The sequence below is a fragment of the Halomicrococcus pelagicus genome, from assembly GCF_051917725.1.
GTDB lineage: Archaea > Halobacteriota > Halobacteria > Halobacteriales > Haladaptataceae > Halomicrococcus.
The window spans coordinates 206,391-220,618 of sequence record NZ_JBQBLX010000002.1 but is presented as its reverse complement, the minus strand read 5'-3'; the positions used below and the strand labels follow the sequence as shown (position 1 = coordinate 220,618).

The following is a 14,228-nucleotide window of genomic DNA, read 5'->3' as shown; positions in this document are numbered from 1 at the left end:
TACGGGATCGTGGGGTAGCTTGGTATCCTTTCGGCCTTGGGTGCCGATAACCCTGGTTCGAATCCGGGCGATCCCATTCTCCGGCGTCGAAAACGGTGAGCACCGCGTAGCGTGTGCGAACGAGAACGGCCTCGGAACGGAAAACGGGCCTCGAAGCCGCGGCTGACGCGCTCGCGGTACGGAAAGAAGAGTCGCCGACCTGCGGGGCGGTCCGACGTCGGTCGGCCGCCGGTCGAGTCCGACGAGTCGACACCCGCAGTTCGAACGCGCGTTCTTCAGTCGCTGGTCTGTTCCGGCTCCTCGTCGACGGCGCCCTCGGCGTCAGCGTCGGACGCCTTGCCCTTCAGCGCCGACTTCACCTTCTTCCGGGCGACGAAGTAGCCGGCGACCGCGCCGGCGCCGATTACGACCGCGCCCGGGATTCCGAATTTCCGATAGCCGAACTTGCTCGCCTTCTTGCCGACGGTGAATGGGTCGAACACGTCCGGGGTTGGCTCCCGGAGCGTTCAATGCGTCGGGGTTGCTACTGCCGGGCCTTTATGAGTAGTGACGTCCAGCGTCATCGTCGTGCCACGAAACTTATGAGTTTTGAGAGAGTATTCGACCGTTGATGAAGCGATCTGCGGCCCCCGTCGGAAGCGACGCGAACGGAATCGCGCTCGAGATACGACGGACCTTCGCCCGGGTCCGGCGTCTGGCGAGACGGTGGGCGTGCGACGGCACGCCGTCCGACTCGGACGCGGCGGACCGGCGGGAACCGGCCGAGAGCGAATCGACGGCGGACCGGGAGACGATGGGACGGGCGGAAGCGTCCGACGGAGGGGGGAGGTCGCGCGGGGACGCGGCGGGGGCGAGGGCGTGCGAGTGCAAGTCGATGGCCGACTTCGTGCTGGAAACCGGCTACACGCCCGAACAGTTCGTGCTGAAGCTCCTCCGCGAACGCGACGGCCGGGTGCGCCAGCAGACGGTCCTCTCGGCGAGCGGTTGGTCGCGCTCGACGACCAGTCGGGTGCTGGGCCGACTGGAGGAGCGCGACGAGGTGGTCCGCGTCCGGGTCGGGACGGAGAACGTCGTCTACCTGCCGGAAGCGCTACCGGACGCCGCCGAGTCGTTCGACGCACCGTCCGTCGAGGTTCCGAAAGCGACGGAGTGAGCGCCCGCGGTTCGGCGGTCGGCTTTATCAATGTGAATCACGAAGGGGAAGATATGGTAGACGAGTCCGGAGAGAAACCAGACGAGGACGTCGACGTGGACGAGATAGGTCTCGGAGACGTGGTCTACGACAGCAACCGAAACGTGCTCGGCGAGGTCCGGGGCTTCGACAGCAGCGGGTTCTACGTCACGATGCGCGACGGGTACGAGGCGATGTCGGTCGAACACGCCCGCTCCGGCCACGAGTTCGGCGAGGCGGAACTGATGTGGCGCTGTAGCGAGTGCGGCGAGATGGGCGAGATCGACGAGGGCATGCCGGACGAGTGTCCGAACTGCGGCACGCCGAAGGAAGACATCTACTACTGGACCGAGGACTGAGTTTTTCTACCCCCGGCCCCTCGCGCCGAGTATGGACGTCGTCGTGTTCGGCGCGGGAAGTCTGGGGACGCTCGTCGGCGGATTGCTCGCCCGCGAGCACGCGGTGACGCTCGTCGGACGGGACCCGCACGTCGCGGCGGTCCGGGAGGCGGGACTCCACGTCGGCGGAGCGTTCGACTTCGACGTTGCACCCGATGCGACCACCGACGGGACCGGACTGCGCGCCGACCTCGCGGTCGTGACGGTGAAGGCGTTCGACACCGAGGCGGCGGCGCGGGACCTCGCGACGGGCGAGTTCGACGCCGCGCTGTCGCTCCAGAACGGGATGGGCAACGAGGAGACGCTGGCCCGACGTCTCGACTGCCCGGTGCTCGCGGGGACGGCGACCTACGGCGCGGTGCGCTCCGCCCCCGGGACCGTGGAGTGTACGGGCGTCGGCGAGGTCGTCCTGGGTGCGCGCGAGGGCGGCCGCTCGCCGGTCGCCGAGCGCGTGGGCGACGCCTTCCGCGCCGCGGCGGTGGAGACGACGGTCGCCGAGGACGCCCCCCGTCGGCTCTGGGAGAAACTTGCGGTCAACGCGGGTATCAACGCGACGACGGCGCTGGCCCGCACGGACAACGGCGCGCTCCGGTCGGGGGCGGCGCGCGAGGTGGCCGCGGACGCCGCCCGGGAGACGGCCCGCGTGGCCCGCGTCGAGGGCGTCGACCTCGGGGACGACGAGGCGGTCACGGCGGTCGAAACGGTCGCGGACGCCACGGCGGCCAACGCGTCCTCGATGCGCCAGGACGTGGACGCCGGCCGTCGTACCGAGGTCGACGCCATAAACGGGTACGTCGTCGAGCGAGCGAGCGGGCACGGGGTCGCGGTCCCCGTGAACCGCACGCTGGCGAGGCTGATACGGACCTGGGAACGCGAGAACGTCCGCGAAGAGTGAGCGGGGGAGAGTGCGGGGACGCGGTCAGGAGCGGGCGATGACGTACAGGGTGGCCAGTCCGCCGACGAGGAGGACTATCCAGTAACTGGCGAACCGGTAGATGATGGCGGCCGCGACCGCGGAGCTCCAGGAGATGGGCGCGAGCCCGACGATGAGGACGGCGAGCGCCGCCTCGACCCCGGCGAGGCCGCCCGGTAGCGGCGTCATGCCTGCGAGCGTGCTCGCCGGGACGATGAAGAGGACGAGCGTCAGGGTGAGGGGGAGGTCGAGCGCGACCCCCGAGAAGTACAGCGGGAGCGCGAAGAATATCCAGCCCGTGTAGGAGAACACGAGCGCGTACAGCAGTTCGCGGGGTTCGTCGGCGATGCGTTCGAGGGCGTTGTAGAACCGGTCGATGCGCCCGCGGACGCCCTCGACGGTGATGCGGTCGGTCCGGTCGGCGATCGGACCGACGACCCGGAGCACGAACGCCTCGACGCCGTCGCGGTGTCGCCAGCCGACGTACGCGATGGCGGGGACGCCGAACGCGAGGACCACGAGTCCCTGCGCGAGCGTCTCCGCGTTCTCCGGCATCGACGCGTTCAGCAGGAGGTACGCCAGCCCCACCGCAGCGAAGTTGAAGAACGGCAGCAGGTTCAGCAGGTCGGCGGTGACGACGCTGGCGAGGCTGTCCTCGTAGCTGGCCTCCGTGTCCCGCGAGAGCACGTAGGCGATGAACGGCTCGCCGCCGGCCTGTCCGAGCGGCGTCACGTAGTTGGCGAACGTCGCCGCGAAGTAGGTGACGACGATGCGGCGAAACTCGACTTCGATGTCGAGGACCGCGAGCACGACCTGCCAGGCTTTCCCCCAGAGCGCGAGGCCGACGATGGTCGAAGCGCAGGCGACCCAGACCCACCGGTAGTCGGCCCCCTGGAGGGCGTCGAGGACGCGCTCCCATCCCGCGACCGCGACGAGCAGGTAGATGAGTACGCCGGCGACGAGGAAGCCAAGCAGGAGCTTCCCCTTGCCGAATCGCTCGCCGAGGCCGGCCGAGAGCGCTTCGCCCCCGTTCGACCCCGACTCCTCTCTTGACAGCGCCTGCCCGCCGTCGGACTCCGTCTCGTCGGTCACGTTAGTCGATGTATCCGAGGTCCTGCAGTCTGTCCTTCGCGCTGTCGCTCATGTCGTCGAGCACATCCTCGTCGTCGACGTCCTTCCACTCGCCGCCGACGCTCTCCTCGAACGCCGAGAGGACGCCCTCGACGGCCTCCTCCTCGTCGCTCCCCTCGCCGAGGGCGTCGCGGCGCTCGTCGGGGTCGTCGTCGAGGTGGTAGAACTCGTCCTCGATGCGCTCGTTGCGGATGTACTTCGCGTCGGGGCGGCGCGCGGCCCGCATCCGGGAGTAGAACCGCGAGTTCCGGTCGAGGTCGATGTTGGCCGCCTTGGCCTTCTCTTCGAGCTGTTTCAGCTCGACCACGGGTCGGTAGTACTCGACGAACGCGTAGTCGCCGTCGCCGGGGACCTCGCCCTCGGCGAACTCGCGGTAGTCGGCGTCGAGCAGCGAGCGCCGACGGTCCAGCGGCACGGTCGACCCGGCCGCCTCGACGCCGGCGTGGTCGAGGACGGTGTGGTAGAGGTCGACGAGTTCGACCTGCTCGTCGGACGTTCCGTCGTCCATCTCGGGGTGTTTGACCATCAGCGGGACGTTGACGAGCGGGTCGTAGATGCAGAACTCGTGGCCGTAGAGGTCGTGCTCGCCGAACAGTTCGCCGTGGTCGGCGCAGACGACGACCATGGTGTCGTCCCACTCGTCGTTCTCCTTGAGCCACGAGAACAGGCGCTGGAGTTCGGCGTCGATGTGCCGAATTTCGGCGTCGTACAGCCCCTCGATGGCGTCCCACTCCTCGTCGTCGATGTCGCGTGCGCCGCAGTTGTACTCCTTGGAGTTCTGGCACACCGCCGTCGAGTCGACGCCCGGCGCGAACTCCTCCTTGTACTCCTCGGGCGGGTGGTACGGCAGGTGGGCGTCCATCAGGTTGATGAACGAGAAGTAGGGTCCGTCGGAGTCGTCGATGAACTCCATGGTCCGGTCGATGACCTGCGGCGTCTTCGAGTCGGCGCCCTCGCCGCTGGCGAAGTACTCGTGGGCGACGTTGCCGAGGCTGACGAGTTTGTCGGCGACGGCGCGGAGGCGCTCGTTGTCGTTCATCATCTTCCAGGCCTTCGCCATCGGGCCGGAGAGGAACTCGCCCGGCATCACCTCGAAGAAGTTGTCCTGGTCGTCGAAGCCGTCCGTCAGGTGGGTGTACGGCGTAATCCAGGCGTTCGAAGAGTAGCAGGCCGTGTCGAAACCGGCCGCGGAGAGCGATTCGGCGAGCGTCGTCGCACCTTCGAGATACGGGTTCTCCTGGCTCGCGCCGTGTTCGCTGGGGTACATCCCCGTGAACAAGGAGGCGTGGACCGGCAGCGTCCAGGGGGCGGGTGCAACTGCCTGCTCGAAGACGGTTGCTTCCTCGGCAAACCGTTCGAGCCCCGGCGTCGTCGGGCGGTCGTATCCGTAGACGGACAGGTGACTCTTGCGCACCGTGTCCATGACCACGAATACGACGTTACGCGCCGTGGCGTCGTCGTGGGTCATACTGTCGCTCCCTACATCGCCCGGTGGGATAAATATCGTGATGTGCCCTGGCCACGGGCGGAAATGCTATCGAAGAGGGGAATCAGAAATGAAACCGGAAACGGCGGCGAAAACGACGACCGTCGGTCGACGCTCAGAACGGGGCTTCGGGGCCCTCGTCGTCGCCGCCGTCGTCGGTCGTCTCGCCGGGGAACGACGGGCTCATGCCACCGCCGTGGCCGCCACCGCCGTCCATGCCGGTGTCCGCGTTGACCTTCTCTATCTCGGGGATCTCCTTGACCATCCGGCTCTTGATGGCCTGGATGGTCATCGGGGAGATGCCGCAACCGCTGCACGCGCCGCCGAGCATGATGGTGACCTCGCCGGTCTCGCGGTCGAGGTCCTGGATGGCCGCGCTCCCGCCGTGCATCTGAATCTGGGGGAAGTTGCGGCGCAGGAAGTTGCTGACTCGCTCCTTCAGTTCGTCGTCCTCGCCCTGGGTTTCTGTACTCATGTAGCTACAGGTAGGGAACCAGCGTCCTTAGACCTTTGGTTGGGGGCGGGACGAGTGGGAGTCGAAAGAGAGCGCCGAAACGAGGCTACTCCTCGCCCTGCGTTCCGGCGACGTAGCCGGTGACGTTGCCCAGGTTCATCGCCACCGCGAGGACGACGGCGATGACGAACACGATGAACGACGAGATGGCGTTCATCTTGGGTGCCGTCCCGTACTTTATCATGGAGAACATCGAGACCGTCAGCACTTCGAACGTGCCGCTCACGAAGTGCGCGCGGATGAAGTCCTCGAACGACCGAATCCACGCGAAGAGGAAGCCCGCGCCGATGGCCGGCGCGACTATCGGGAGCGTCACGTCCCGGAACGTCGTGAGCGGGTCCGCACCCAGGTCACGGGCCGCCTCCTCCAGCGAGGGGTCGAACGTGTAGAGTCGGGCGGTCACCATCAGCAGCACGAACGGGAATCCGTACGCGCTGTGGGTCAGGACGAGCGTGAGGTAACCCGTCGGTATCCCGATGATGGTCTGGAAGTAGATGAGCAGTGCGATGCCCATCACGACGCCCGGAATCACCATCGGCAGGATGCCGAACGTGCGGTACACCTCCTTCAGCGGGAAGTCGTACCGGACGAGCGCGAAGCTCGCGAGCACGCCCAGCAGCGTGGCGATGCTCGCCGACGCCGTGGCGACCTGGACGCTGTTCCACAGCGCCACCATCAGTCCGAAGTCGGCGAACGTCGCCGTGTAGTGGGCCAGCGTGAATCCCTGGAACGGGAAGAAGGTGCTGGAGTTGACCGCGAACGACAGGAACACCATCGCCAGGAGCGGAATCCAGAGGAACACCAGCAGCAGGACGACGACGGTGTACAGCCCCCGTCCGAGGAGCCACTCCTTGCGCGGATGGTCGAGGAACGTCGACCTCGACGTTTCGTCCTCGCGTTCGGTCGCGGGCTTGGTCTCCGTCGCCATCTCAGGCACCTCCCAGGTCTTCGATGCTGACGTAGCGGAACGCGAGCGCGAACGCTGCCACGATGGAGACGACGATGAACATCGACGCGGCGCTGCCGTAGTCGATGGCGTAGAGTTCCGTGATTCGGCTCTCGATGAGCTGTCCGATCATCAACACCTTCCCCTGGCCGAGGAAGCGCGGGGTGATGAACGCCCCGAGGCTCGGGACGAACACGAACAGCCCGCCGCTTATCATGCCCGGCAACACCAGCGGCAGGATGATGTCCCGGAGCGCCTCGAACCGACTCGCACCCAGGTCGCGGGAGGCTTCGACCATCGAGAAGTCGAGTCCCTCCATGCTCGCGTACAGCGACAGCAGCATGTACGGGAAGTACGCGTGCGTGAGGCCGACGACGATGGCCGGCACGCCGAAGTTGAACAGCGACACGGGCCCGCTCACGAGCCCGAGTTGCATCAGGGTCCGGTTGATGACGCCGCTCGGTCCGAACATCAGGAGCCACGAGTACGCCCGGACGAGGTACATCGTGAAGAACGGCAGCAGGACGAGGAAGATGACTATCTTGAACGCCCGGTCGTCCCGGCGCGCGAGGAAGTACGCGAGCGGGAACGAGAGGACGAGACAGAGGACAGTCGTCACGGCGGCGATGCCGTACGACAGGAGCAGCGCGTCGAAGAACGGCGTCTCCCAGAACGGTCCGCTGCCGCTGAACAGGCCGGTGTAGTTGTCGAGCGTCGGCTCCCAGACGATGGCGTACGCTTCGTTGACGCTCACGAAGCTGACGACGACCATGAACGTCAGCGGCGCGAGCAGGAACAGCAGCAGCCAGACGAGGCCGGGACCGAGCGTCAGTCCCAGCTTGCGCTCCCGCGAGGTGAACGCCGCGATGAACCGTTCGCGGACGGAAGCGGACGAGTCCGTTGACATCGTCGGCTCAGGCGGTCTTGACCTGTTCCCAGGCCTTCTTCCACGCGGACTCGTTCTCGACCGCCTTGAACGGGATGAAGTCCTGGAGTTTCGAGGGCTTTATCGAGCCGTACATGTCGTTCTGCTCGTCGGAGAGGTGTTGCTGGGTCTTGGGGTTACAGCTCGGCGAGTACCCCACCTTGGCGAGGTTCGCGCCGAGTTTGGGCGCGATGAACTCGTTGATGACCTTCCAGGCGAGTTCCTTGTTCTCGGACTTCTTCGAGACGACGGCGGATTCGAACCAGGCCAGCGACCCCTCCTTCGGTGCGGCCATCTTGGGCCACTTGTCGCCGCTGGACCACATCTCGACGATCTCGTTCCGGCCGGACTGACCGACGACGAAGTTCCCCTGCCGGAACTGCTTGATGTACGTCGGGTCGGCCGAGATGTACCCCTGGAGGCTCGGCTTCTGGTCGATGAGGGTCTGTTTCACCTTCTCGATCTGCTTCTCGGAGAGGGAGACCTTGTCGCCCTCGAACGCGTCCTCGTATCCGAGGTACAGCGCCGTCGCGCTCATCGCCTTGAAGTGGTTGTCGTACATCACGACCTCCCCCTTCAGGTCGGTTCCCTGGTACTTGTCGCTGAACAGTACCTCGTAGCTCTCGTCGTGGCTCTCGGGAATCTTCCGGGAGTCGTAGGAGTAGCCGTACCAGCCGAACCGAATCGGGACGCCGTACTGCTTGCCGTCCTTCGTGAACTGGTTCTCGCTGAACTGCTTGAACGTGTCGTAGATGTTCTTCTGGTTCGAGACGATGTCCTTCGGGACGGGGTCGACCAGGTCGGCCTGCATCATCTTCGGCACGTAGTTGTTGTTCGGGACGGCGATGTCGAACTGTTTGTCCTTGCCGGACTTCCACCCCGTGAACATCTTCGAGGAGGAGGTCGACTTCTTGAACTTCACCGTCACGTCGAGACGCTTCTCGATCTCCTTCTTCAGGTCGGCGTACTCCTCCCAGGTGAGGATGTTGAGCGTCGGGTTCCCGCTTCCGCCCCCGCTGCCGGGGACGCCCAGACAGCCCGCGGCCAGTCCGGCGGCCCCAGCCGCGCCCGTCGTCTTGAGGAACGTCCGCCGGGGCGTAGACGCGTTGTTTTTGTCCGAGTCGTCGCGGCCATTGTTAGACCTACCCATGAGACATAGTCTCAAATACTAAGTGATAAAGCTTCGCAATCGAGCTACTATTGATTTTGAAATACAACGTAAGAGCTGTAAGAAATACCGATATCATCGACGGTATTATAGTCCGTGGCGATAGACCATGTCCCATGGCAACGAGTACCGACTCCCTCGTCGAGTTGCACGACATCTCGAAGGAGTTCGGAGACGTAACGGCCGTCGACGGCATCGATTTCGCTATCGAGAGAGGGGAGTTCTTCTCGCTCGTCGGGCCGTCGGGGTGCGGCAAGACGACGACCCTGCGGATGATAAGCGGGTTCGAGACGCCGACCGGCGGGGCGGTGTGGCTCGGCGGCGGGGACAAGACCGGCGTCCCGCCGAACGAACGCGACACGAACCTCGTCTTCCAGCACCTCTCGCTGTTCCCCCACATGACGGTCGGCGAGAACGTCGGCTACGGGCTGAAGAAGGCCGGCGTCGACGAGACGACCAGGCAGGAGAAGATCTCCGAGTACCTCGAACTCGTGGACCTCGGCGGGTACGAAGAACGCAAACCCGACGAACTCTCGGGCGGTCAGCAACAGCGCGTCGCGCTCGCCCGCGCCCTCGTCAACGAGCCGAGCGTCCTGCTGTTCGACGAACCGCTGTCGAGTCTCGACCGGAAGCTACGCAAGCAGATGCAGGTCGAACTCCGCAAGATTCACGAGAAGACCCAGGGCTCGTTCTTCTACGTCACCCACGACCAGGAGGTGGCGATGACGCTGAGCGACCGGCTCGCCGTGATGAACGAGGGCCAAATCGAGCAGATAGGGGCGCCGGAGGAGATATACCGCGAACCGGCGAGCGCGTTCGTCGCCGACTTCATCGGCGACACCAACCTCTTCGACGGACGGGCCCGTTCGGAGGGCGGCCGCACCGTCGTCGACGTCGGCGGCGAGGGGGGCTTCTCGTTCGTGACCGACGACGCCGTCGAGGGAGACGTCACGGTCTCCATCCGACCGGAGGACTTCAGACTCGCCGACGACGGCACGTTCGAGGGTCGCGTCGTCGAACGCTACTTCCAGGGTGACCAGACGAACTACGTCGTCGAGTCCGACGACGCCGACATCGCCGACGTTCGCGTCGTCATGCAGGGCCGGGAGACCCCCGTCTCCCGTGGCGACCGCGCGGCGTTCGAAATCGTAGAGGACGCGCCGGTCGTCTTCCAGGACTAGGCCGCCTCGGTCGTCCCTCTCTCCTCCGCCGCCCGGTCGGCCTTCCGACGGTTCTTCAGCACCAGCGCGCCGAACAGCACGACGCCGACTCCCCGGAGCAGGACGTCGAAGGTAGCCGGGGAGACGCCGGCCTCGACGCCGGCAAACGTGAGCAGTGAGACGGAGACGTTGAAGAGCAACAGCGGAGCCATCAGCAGGAGTGCGGCGAACGCGAACCAGCTGCGGTCGGCCCTGCTCACGTCGGCGTAGAAGTAGCCGATGACGGTCGCGCCGAGCGCGACGACCCCGATGAACACCCCGACGACGGGAATCAACACCTCCGGGACGAAGTAGCCGAGGTCGGCCACGTCGGCGAGTCCGATGACGCGGACCTCCTCGCCCGTGCCGACGCCGCGCAGCAGGAGGATGCCGGGCGTCAGCACGAAGGCGAACGGAACGATGGCCTTGTTGAGCGACAGCGAGAACGCCTCGACGCCCGTCTGGAACTGGTCCGACTGCGCGATGCCGGACGCGGCGTACGCCGCGACGGCGACCGGCGGCGTGATGTCGGCGATGACGCCGAAGTAGAGGATGAACAGGTGGGCCGCCAGGATGGGAATGCCGAAGCCGGAGATCGCGGGGCCGAGCATCGAGACGAGGATGATGTACGTGACGGTCGTCGGCATCCCCATCCCCAGGATTATCGAGGAGATAGCGGTCAACACGAGGAGAACGACGATGGACCCGCCGCTCACGGTCCGGATGAGCGCGGTGAGGTTCGGTCCGAGTCCAGTAACGCTGATGACGCCGGGGATGATGCCCGCCGCCGCGACTGCGATGACGACCGTCGTCGCGGTCCGGGCACCCCCGTCCATCGATTTCAGCACGAACCCGCCGTACTGGAACGCCCGGTTGTCCGCGAGGGACGGTCGCCGCAGGCTATCCGCCGCCGTCGCCAGCGCCGAATCCACCTGGCCGTCGAAATCCAGCAGCGGCGCGTCCGCGTGCGGTCTGACGACGAGCGTGACGATGCTCACGGCGAGTATCAGCCACCCCAGCTTGCCAGCGGTCGCCGTCGCCGCCGCCGCGGGAGCCAGGCCCGTCCCGCCGCCACCGCCGGTCAGGAACGCGACGAGGCCGACGCCGGACGTCAGGTAGGCGACGAACTCGAGCAGGGCGATGGCCGCGATGGTTCCGAGCAGGGGCACCCGCGACGTCCGGTTGTACGCTGCGACGAGCGCGATCAGCGCCGAGATGGCGATGAGCGTGAACCACGCCGACCGTGCGACCGACAGCCGCGCGACGATGAGGTAGTACAGCAGGAGGACGAGCGGGAGGAGGTAGAACCAGCCGCGCAGGAGGTGCGGGCTCAGCGAAACGACGTCCACGTCCGCCAGTCCGCCGATGTTCTCCTTCGACGCTTCGAGGTGCACCATCACCCAGACGCCGAAGAAGAAGACGATGGCGGGGATGGCGGCCGCGACGATGACGTCCCGGAACGGCGTCAGCGTGTACTCGACGATGAGGAACGCCGCCGCGCCCATCACGGGCGGCAGGATTTGCCCGCCGGACGACGCCGACGACTCCACCGCGCCAGCGAACTCCGGGCGGTACCCGGACCGCTTCATCAGCGGAATCGTGAACGCTCCCGTCGTCACCGTGTTGGCGATGGACGAACCGCTGATGGTGCCCATGAACCCCGACGCCAGGATGGACGCCTTCGCGGGCCCACCTTTCCGCTTCCCGGTCGCGGCGTACGCCAACTCGATGAACCACTGGCCGGCGCCGCTCATCTCCAGGAACGCGCCGAACAGGATGAAGATGTAGATGAACCGGACGCTCACGGTCACCGGAATCCCGAACACGCCGTTCTCGGTGTTGTACCAGAGGTTCTGGACGATGGCGCTCCAGTTCAGCGGCGGGATAGAGAGGACGCCGACCACGGGCGCGTCGATGGGGATGAGGTAGCCCCAGCGCGCGTACACGATGAACGACGCGACGATGAACATCAGGTAGAGGCCGAGCGCGCGCCGGGTCGCCTCCAGCACCAGCAGGACGCCGAGCGCGCCCAGCACGAACGCGTACGACATCTGGTCCAGCGGAATCCCGACCGCAGACGCCGCGTCGACGACCGGCCCAAGGAACGGGTAGACCTCCGACGTCGTCCGACCGATGCCGAGGCCGAGCGCCCGCATCTGCCGTATCTCGGTGAACTCGTTGAGCATGTACTCGACCGCGAGCAACGCGAACAGTATCAGGACGCCGTCCAACGGCGTCACCCGCCTGCGGCCGGGGTCCATCACCGCCCACCGGACGCCCCGTCGGAGCCACCTCGCGGCACGGGTGAGGGGACTCTCTCCGCCGAGACGTGCTTCGAGCGCGGGGACGACCCGTGCGAGTCGCCGCGAGAGGAAGCCGTCGCCCGTCGTCGGCGGGAACAGGAGGAAGGTCAGCACGAGCGCGAAGACGACGTGGACGGCGTTCACCTGCAGCAACTGGAGCGCCCCCAGCCGAATCGTCCCGACGATCGGGAGCGTGAGCGCGAACACGAACCCGCGGGCCGCCAGCCAGAGCTGGAACGCCGAGAAGGCGATGGCGATGACGGACGTAATCAGCGCCAGCGTTCCGCGGAGCGACCGCCGCCGCTCCAGTTCCTCGACGAGTTTCTCCTGGTCTTCCTCGGAGAGAACGTCGTCCTCGGGCGGACTCTCCGCGCTCATCGGCTACCACACCGCCACGCGACGAATAGCTCGACCGGTTCGCCGCCGGACAGGGCCACGAGGTCGTAGCGCTCGTCGCCGACCACGAGTTCGTGGCCAGCTACCGACCCGGGCGCGACGGGGAGCCGGCGGTAGCTACCCGAGGGGTCGAAGATGAACCAGTCGCCCTCGCGAGTTACCGTCGCACGAGACGGGAGCCCCGCACCGAACGACTGGAACTTCATCGCCGTCATCTCCAGTCGGCGACTGTCGACGGTGTACACGTCGCGGACGGGCGTCTTCTCGACGCTGTGGGTGTACGCGAGCGTCACTTTGGTCCCCTCCGAGACGGGGACGACGAGAATCGACTCGCCGGTGTCGGCGTCCGCGACGACCAGCACGCGCTCCGTTCCGGAATCGGTGGTCGTCGTGGCTCCGTCCCTTTCGGTTCCGGTCGCGCGGTCGGCCGCGGCCGTCCCGTCACTCGGAACGCCGTCGACCGCGGTCGGACTGCCGACTCCCGTCGTTCCCAACAACAGGCAGCCAGCCAGCAGGACTGCCAGTGCGCGCTTCACGCTATCCCGGGGTAGTCGTGCCCCCAGCCGTCTCGTTGTTCTCGGTTTCGTTGGCCGGGGACGTCGTCGCCGGCCCGAACACTTCCCGCGCACCGGGGTGGAGAGGGATGGACATCCCGTCGAGCGCGGAGTCGCGGCCGATGAACTGTTGTTTGATGGATATCTGGTCGAGGTTGCTGAAGATGGCCTCGGTGACGGCCTGGACCGTGTCGGCTTCGGCGTCCTCGGTCGTCGCTATCATCGCCTGCACCGCGATGGTCTGGACCTCCTCGTCGACGCCGCTGTACGTCCCGGACGGAATCGCGTCGTCGGCGAACCACTGGGCCTCCCCTTTGATGCTCTCGCGGGCGTCGCCCGATATCTCGACCAGCGCGATATCGTTCGTCGTCGCCAGTTCCTCGATCGCGCCGACCGGCCAGCCGCCGACGAGGAAGGCGGCGTCGATGTCGCCGTTTCGAAGCTGGTCGGCGGCCTGCGAGAAACCGGTGTTCTGCTCGGTGAAGTCACCCTGCTCGATGCCGGCGGACTCGAGAATCTGCAGGGCGTTGACCTGCGTTCCGCTCCCGAGGTCGCCAGTGTTGATGGTCGCACCTTCGAGGTCTTCCAGCGTCTCGATGCCGCTCCCCGCGAGCGTGACGACGTGAATCGTCTCCGGATACAACGTGGCGACGCCCCGAAGGCTCTCGACGGCGTTGCCCTGGAACTCCTCGATGCCGGTGCCGTTGTACGCGAAGAAGGCGATGTCGTTCTGGATGAGCGCGAAGTCGGCCTGCCCCTGTGCGAGACCGCCGACGTTCTCGACGCTCGCGCCCGTCGACTGCACCTGGAGGGTGAAGTCGGTGTTCTGCTCGACGACTTGCTTGAACTGGTTCGACAGTGGGAAATACGTCCCACCGGTTCCGCCGGCGAACCACGTCAGTCGCTGTTGTTGTGCCAGTACGTCGCCGGACAGGCCGGCGAGCCCGGCGATACCGGCTGCTTTCACGAACGTGCGTCTGTTGAGTTCTCCCGCCATAGTTCCGTACCTCTCCGTGTACGTTCATATAGCCTGACGACGCTCCGTGAGAGAAACGGACGGTTGAACGCCTCGGCAGCGCAGTAATCGACGTTGACGACCTGACAACGGCTCGTTACCTAATCCT

General features: G+C 66.2%; 14 protein-coding genes and 1 tRNA gene. 5 read left to right on the top strand and 10 right to left on the bottom strand.

Annotation, left to right across the window (positions count from 1 at the left end; genetic code table 11):
• The first annotated feature begins 3 nt into the window (after positions 1-3).
• Positions 4-76 (top strand) — tRNA-Pro (locus ACTF4R_RS05875).
• A 199-nt stretch (positions 77-275) separates the two neighbouring features.
• Here the strand turns inward: ACTF4R_RS05875 and ACTF4R_RS05870 are convergent.
• On the bottom strand, positions 276-482 hold the full coding sequence (locus tag ACTF4R_RS05870) for a hypothetical protein (protein WP_433629051.1): 207 nt from the start codon (positions 480-482) through the stop codon (positions 276-278).
• 128 nt (positions 483-610) lie between these two features.
• On the opposite strand from ACTF4R_RS05870, the gene ACTF4R_RS05865 reads away from it, so the two are divergent.
• Genes ACTF4R_RS05865 through ACTF4R_RS05855 form a run of 3 tightly spaced genes read left to right on the top strand, consistent with a single transcriptional unit; the run spans position 611 to position 2,464 of the window.
• Entirely contained in the window at positions 611-1,153 is a 543-nt protein-coding gene (locus ACTF4R_RS05865) for a helix-turn-helix transcriptional regulator (RefSeq protein WP_440006976.1), read from the top strand.
• A 53-nt stretch (positions 1,154-1,206) separates the two neighbouring features.
• Positions 1,207-1,530 carry a DUF7130 family rubredoxin-like protein gene (locus tag ACTF4R_RS05860; protein ID WP_433629045.1) on the top strand — a complete coding sequence of 108 codons (324 nt, stop codon included), beginning with the start codon at positions 1,207-1,209 and terminating at the stop codon, positions 1,528-1,530.
• A gap of 31 nt (positions 1,531-1,561) precedes the next feature.
• Complete coding sequence (locus tag ACTF4R_RS05855) at positions 1,562-2,464, top strand: ketopantoate reductase family protein (protein WP_440006975.1); 903 nt, start codon at positions 1,562-1,564, stop codon at positions 2,462-2,464.
• Positions 2,465-2,488: 24 nt separating this feature from the next.
• Here ACTF4R_RS05855 and ACTF4R_RS05850 read toward each other — a convergent pair whose 3' ends face one another.
• From ACTF4R_RS05850 to ACTF4R_RS05825, 6 genes are all read right to left on the bottom strand, one after another.
• Entirely contained in the window at positions 2,489-3,574 is a 1,086-nt protein-coding gene (locus ACTF4R_RS05850; RefSeq protein WP_440006974.1) for a lysylphosphatidylglycerol synthase transmembrane domain-containing protein, read from the bottom strand.
• Position 3,575: 1 nt separating this feature from the next.
• Positions 3,576-5,081 (bottom strand): sulfatase, encoded by a 1,506-nt coding sequence (locus tag ACTF4R_RS05845; protein ID WP_440006973.1) that lies wholly within the window; start codon positions 5,079-5,081, stop codon positions 3,576-3,578.
• A gap of 133 nt (positions 5,082-5,214) precedes the next feature.
• Positions 5,215-5,574, bottom strand: coding sequence for a NifU family protein (locus ACTF4R_RS05840; RefSeq protein WP_113274609.1), 360 nt, complete (start codon positions 5,572-5,574; stop codon positions 5,215-5,217).
• Between the two features lie 85 nt (positions 5,575-5,659).
• Positions 5,660-6,541, bottom strand: coding sequence for an ABC transporter permease (locus ACTF4R_RS05835; protein WP_440006972.1), 882 nt, complete (start codon positions 6,539-6,541; stop codon positions 5,660-5,662).
• A gap of 1 nt (position 6,542) precedes the next feature.
• Positions 6,543-7,466 carry an ABC transporter permease gene (locus ACTF4R_RS05830; protein ID WP_440006971.1) on the bottom strand — a complete coding sequence of 308 codons (924 nt, stop codon included), beginning with the start codon at positions 7,464-7,466 and terminating at the stop codon, positions 6,543-6,545.
• A gap of 7 nt (positions 7,467-7,473) precedes the next feature.
• On the bottom strand, positions 7,474-8,634 hold the full coding sequence (locus ACTF4R_RS05825) for an ABC transporter substrate-binding protein (protein ID WP_440006970.1): 1,161 nt from the start codon (positions 8,632-8,634) through the stop codon (positions 7,474-7,476).
• Positions 8,635-8,768: 134 nt separating this feature from the next.
• Between ACTF4R_RS05825 and ACTF4R_RS05820 the strand changes: the two genes are divergently transcribed.
• Positions 8,769-9,833, top strand: a complete 1,065-nt coding sequence (locus ACTF4R_RS05820; RefSeq protein ID WP_440006969.1) for an ABC transporter ATP-binding protein — start codon at positions 8,769-8,771, stop codon at positions 9,831-9,833.
• On the opposite strand, the gene ACTF4R_RS05815 is transcribed toward ACTF4R_RS05820, so the two are convergent.
• Genes ACTF4R_RS05815 through ACTF4R_RS05805 form a run of 3 tightly spaced genes read right to left on the bottom strand, consistent with a single transcriptional unit; the run spans position 9,830 to position 14,101 of the window.
• Positions 9,830-12,532, bottom strand: coding sequence for a TRAP transporter permease (locus tag ACTF4R_RS05815; RefSeq protein WP_440006968.1), 2,703 nt, complete (start codon positions 12,530-12,532; stop codon positions 9,830-9,832). The two genes, ACTF4R_RS05820 and ACTF4R_RS05815, sit on opposite strands and share 4 nt — an antisense overlap.
• Entirely contained in the window at positions 12,529-13,086 is a 558-nt protein-coding gene (locus ACTF4R_RS05810; protein ID WP_440006967.1) for a DUF1850 domain-containing protein, read from the bottom strand. The genes ACTF4R_RS05815 and ACTF4R_RS05810 overlap by 4 nt, the downstream gene beginning before the upstream one ends.
• A gap of 1 nt (position 13,087) precedes the next feature.
• Positions 13,088-14,101: a TAXI family TRAP transporter solute-binding subunit gene (locus ACTF4R_RS05805; protein ID WP_440006966.1), complete on the bottom strand. Its 1,014-nt coding sequence runs from the start codon at positions 14,099-14,101 to the stop codon at positions 13,088-13,090.
• Positions 14,102-14,228 lie beyond the last annotated feature (127 nt).

Coding starts and splice junctions, on each gene's coding strand:
- ACTF4R_RS05865 (WP_440006976.1), top strand. CDS start 611: ATGAAGCGATCTGCGGCCCCCGTCGGAAGCGACGCGAACGGAATCGCG.
- ACTF4R_RS05860 (WP_433629045.1), top strand. CDS start 1,207: ATGGTAGACGAGTCCGGAGAGAAACCAGACGAGGACGTCGACGTGGAC.
- ACTF4R_RS05855 (WP_440006975.1), top strand. CDS start 1,562: ATGGACGTCGTCGTGTTCGGCGCGGGAAGTCTGGGGACGCTCGTCGGC.
- ACTF4R_RS05845 (WP_440006973.1), bottom strand. CDS start 5,081: ATGACCCACGACGACGCCACGGCGCGTAACGTCGTATTCGTGGTCATG.
- ACTF4R_RS05840 (WP_113274609.1), bottom strand. CDS start 5,574: ATGAGTACAGAAACCCAGGGCGAGGACGACGAACTGAAGGAGCGAGTC.
- ACTF4R_RS05835 (WP_440006972.1), bottom strand. CDS start 6,541: ATGGCGACGGAGACCAAGCCCGCGACCGAACGCGAGGACGAAACGTCG.
- ACTF4R_RS05830 (WP_440006971.1), bottom strand. CDS start 7,466: ATGTCAACGGACTCGTCCGCTTCCGTCCGCGAACGGTTCATCGCGGCG.
- ACTF4R_RS05825 (WP_440006970.1), bottom strand. CDS start 8,634: ATGGGTAGGTCTAACAATGGCCGCGACGACTCGGACAAAAACAACGCG.
- ACTF4R_RS05820 (WP_440006969.1), top strand. CDS start 8,769: ATGGCAACGAGTACCGACTCCCTCGTCGAGTTGCACGACATCTCGAAG.
- ACTF4R_RS05815 (WP_440006968.1), bottom strand. CDS start 12,532: ATGAGCGCGGAGAGTCCGCCCGAGGACGACGTTCTCTCCGAGGAAGAC.
- ACTF4R_RS05805 (WP_440006966.1), bottom strand. CDS start 14,101: ATGGCGGGAGAACTCAACAGACGCACGTTCGTGAAAGCAGCCGGTATC.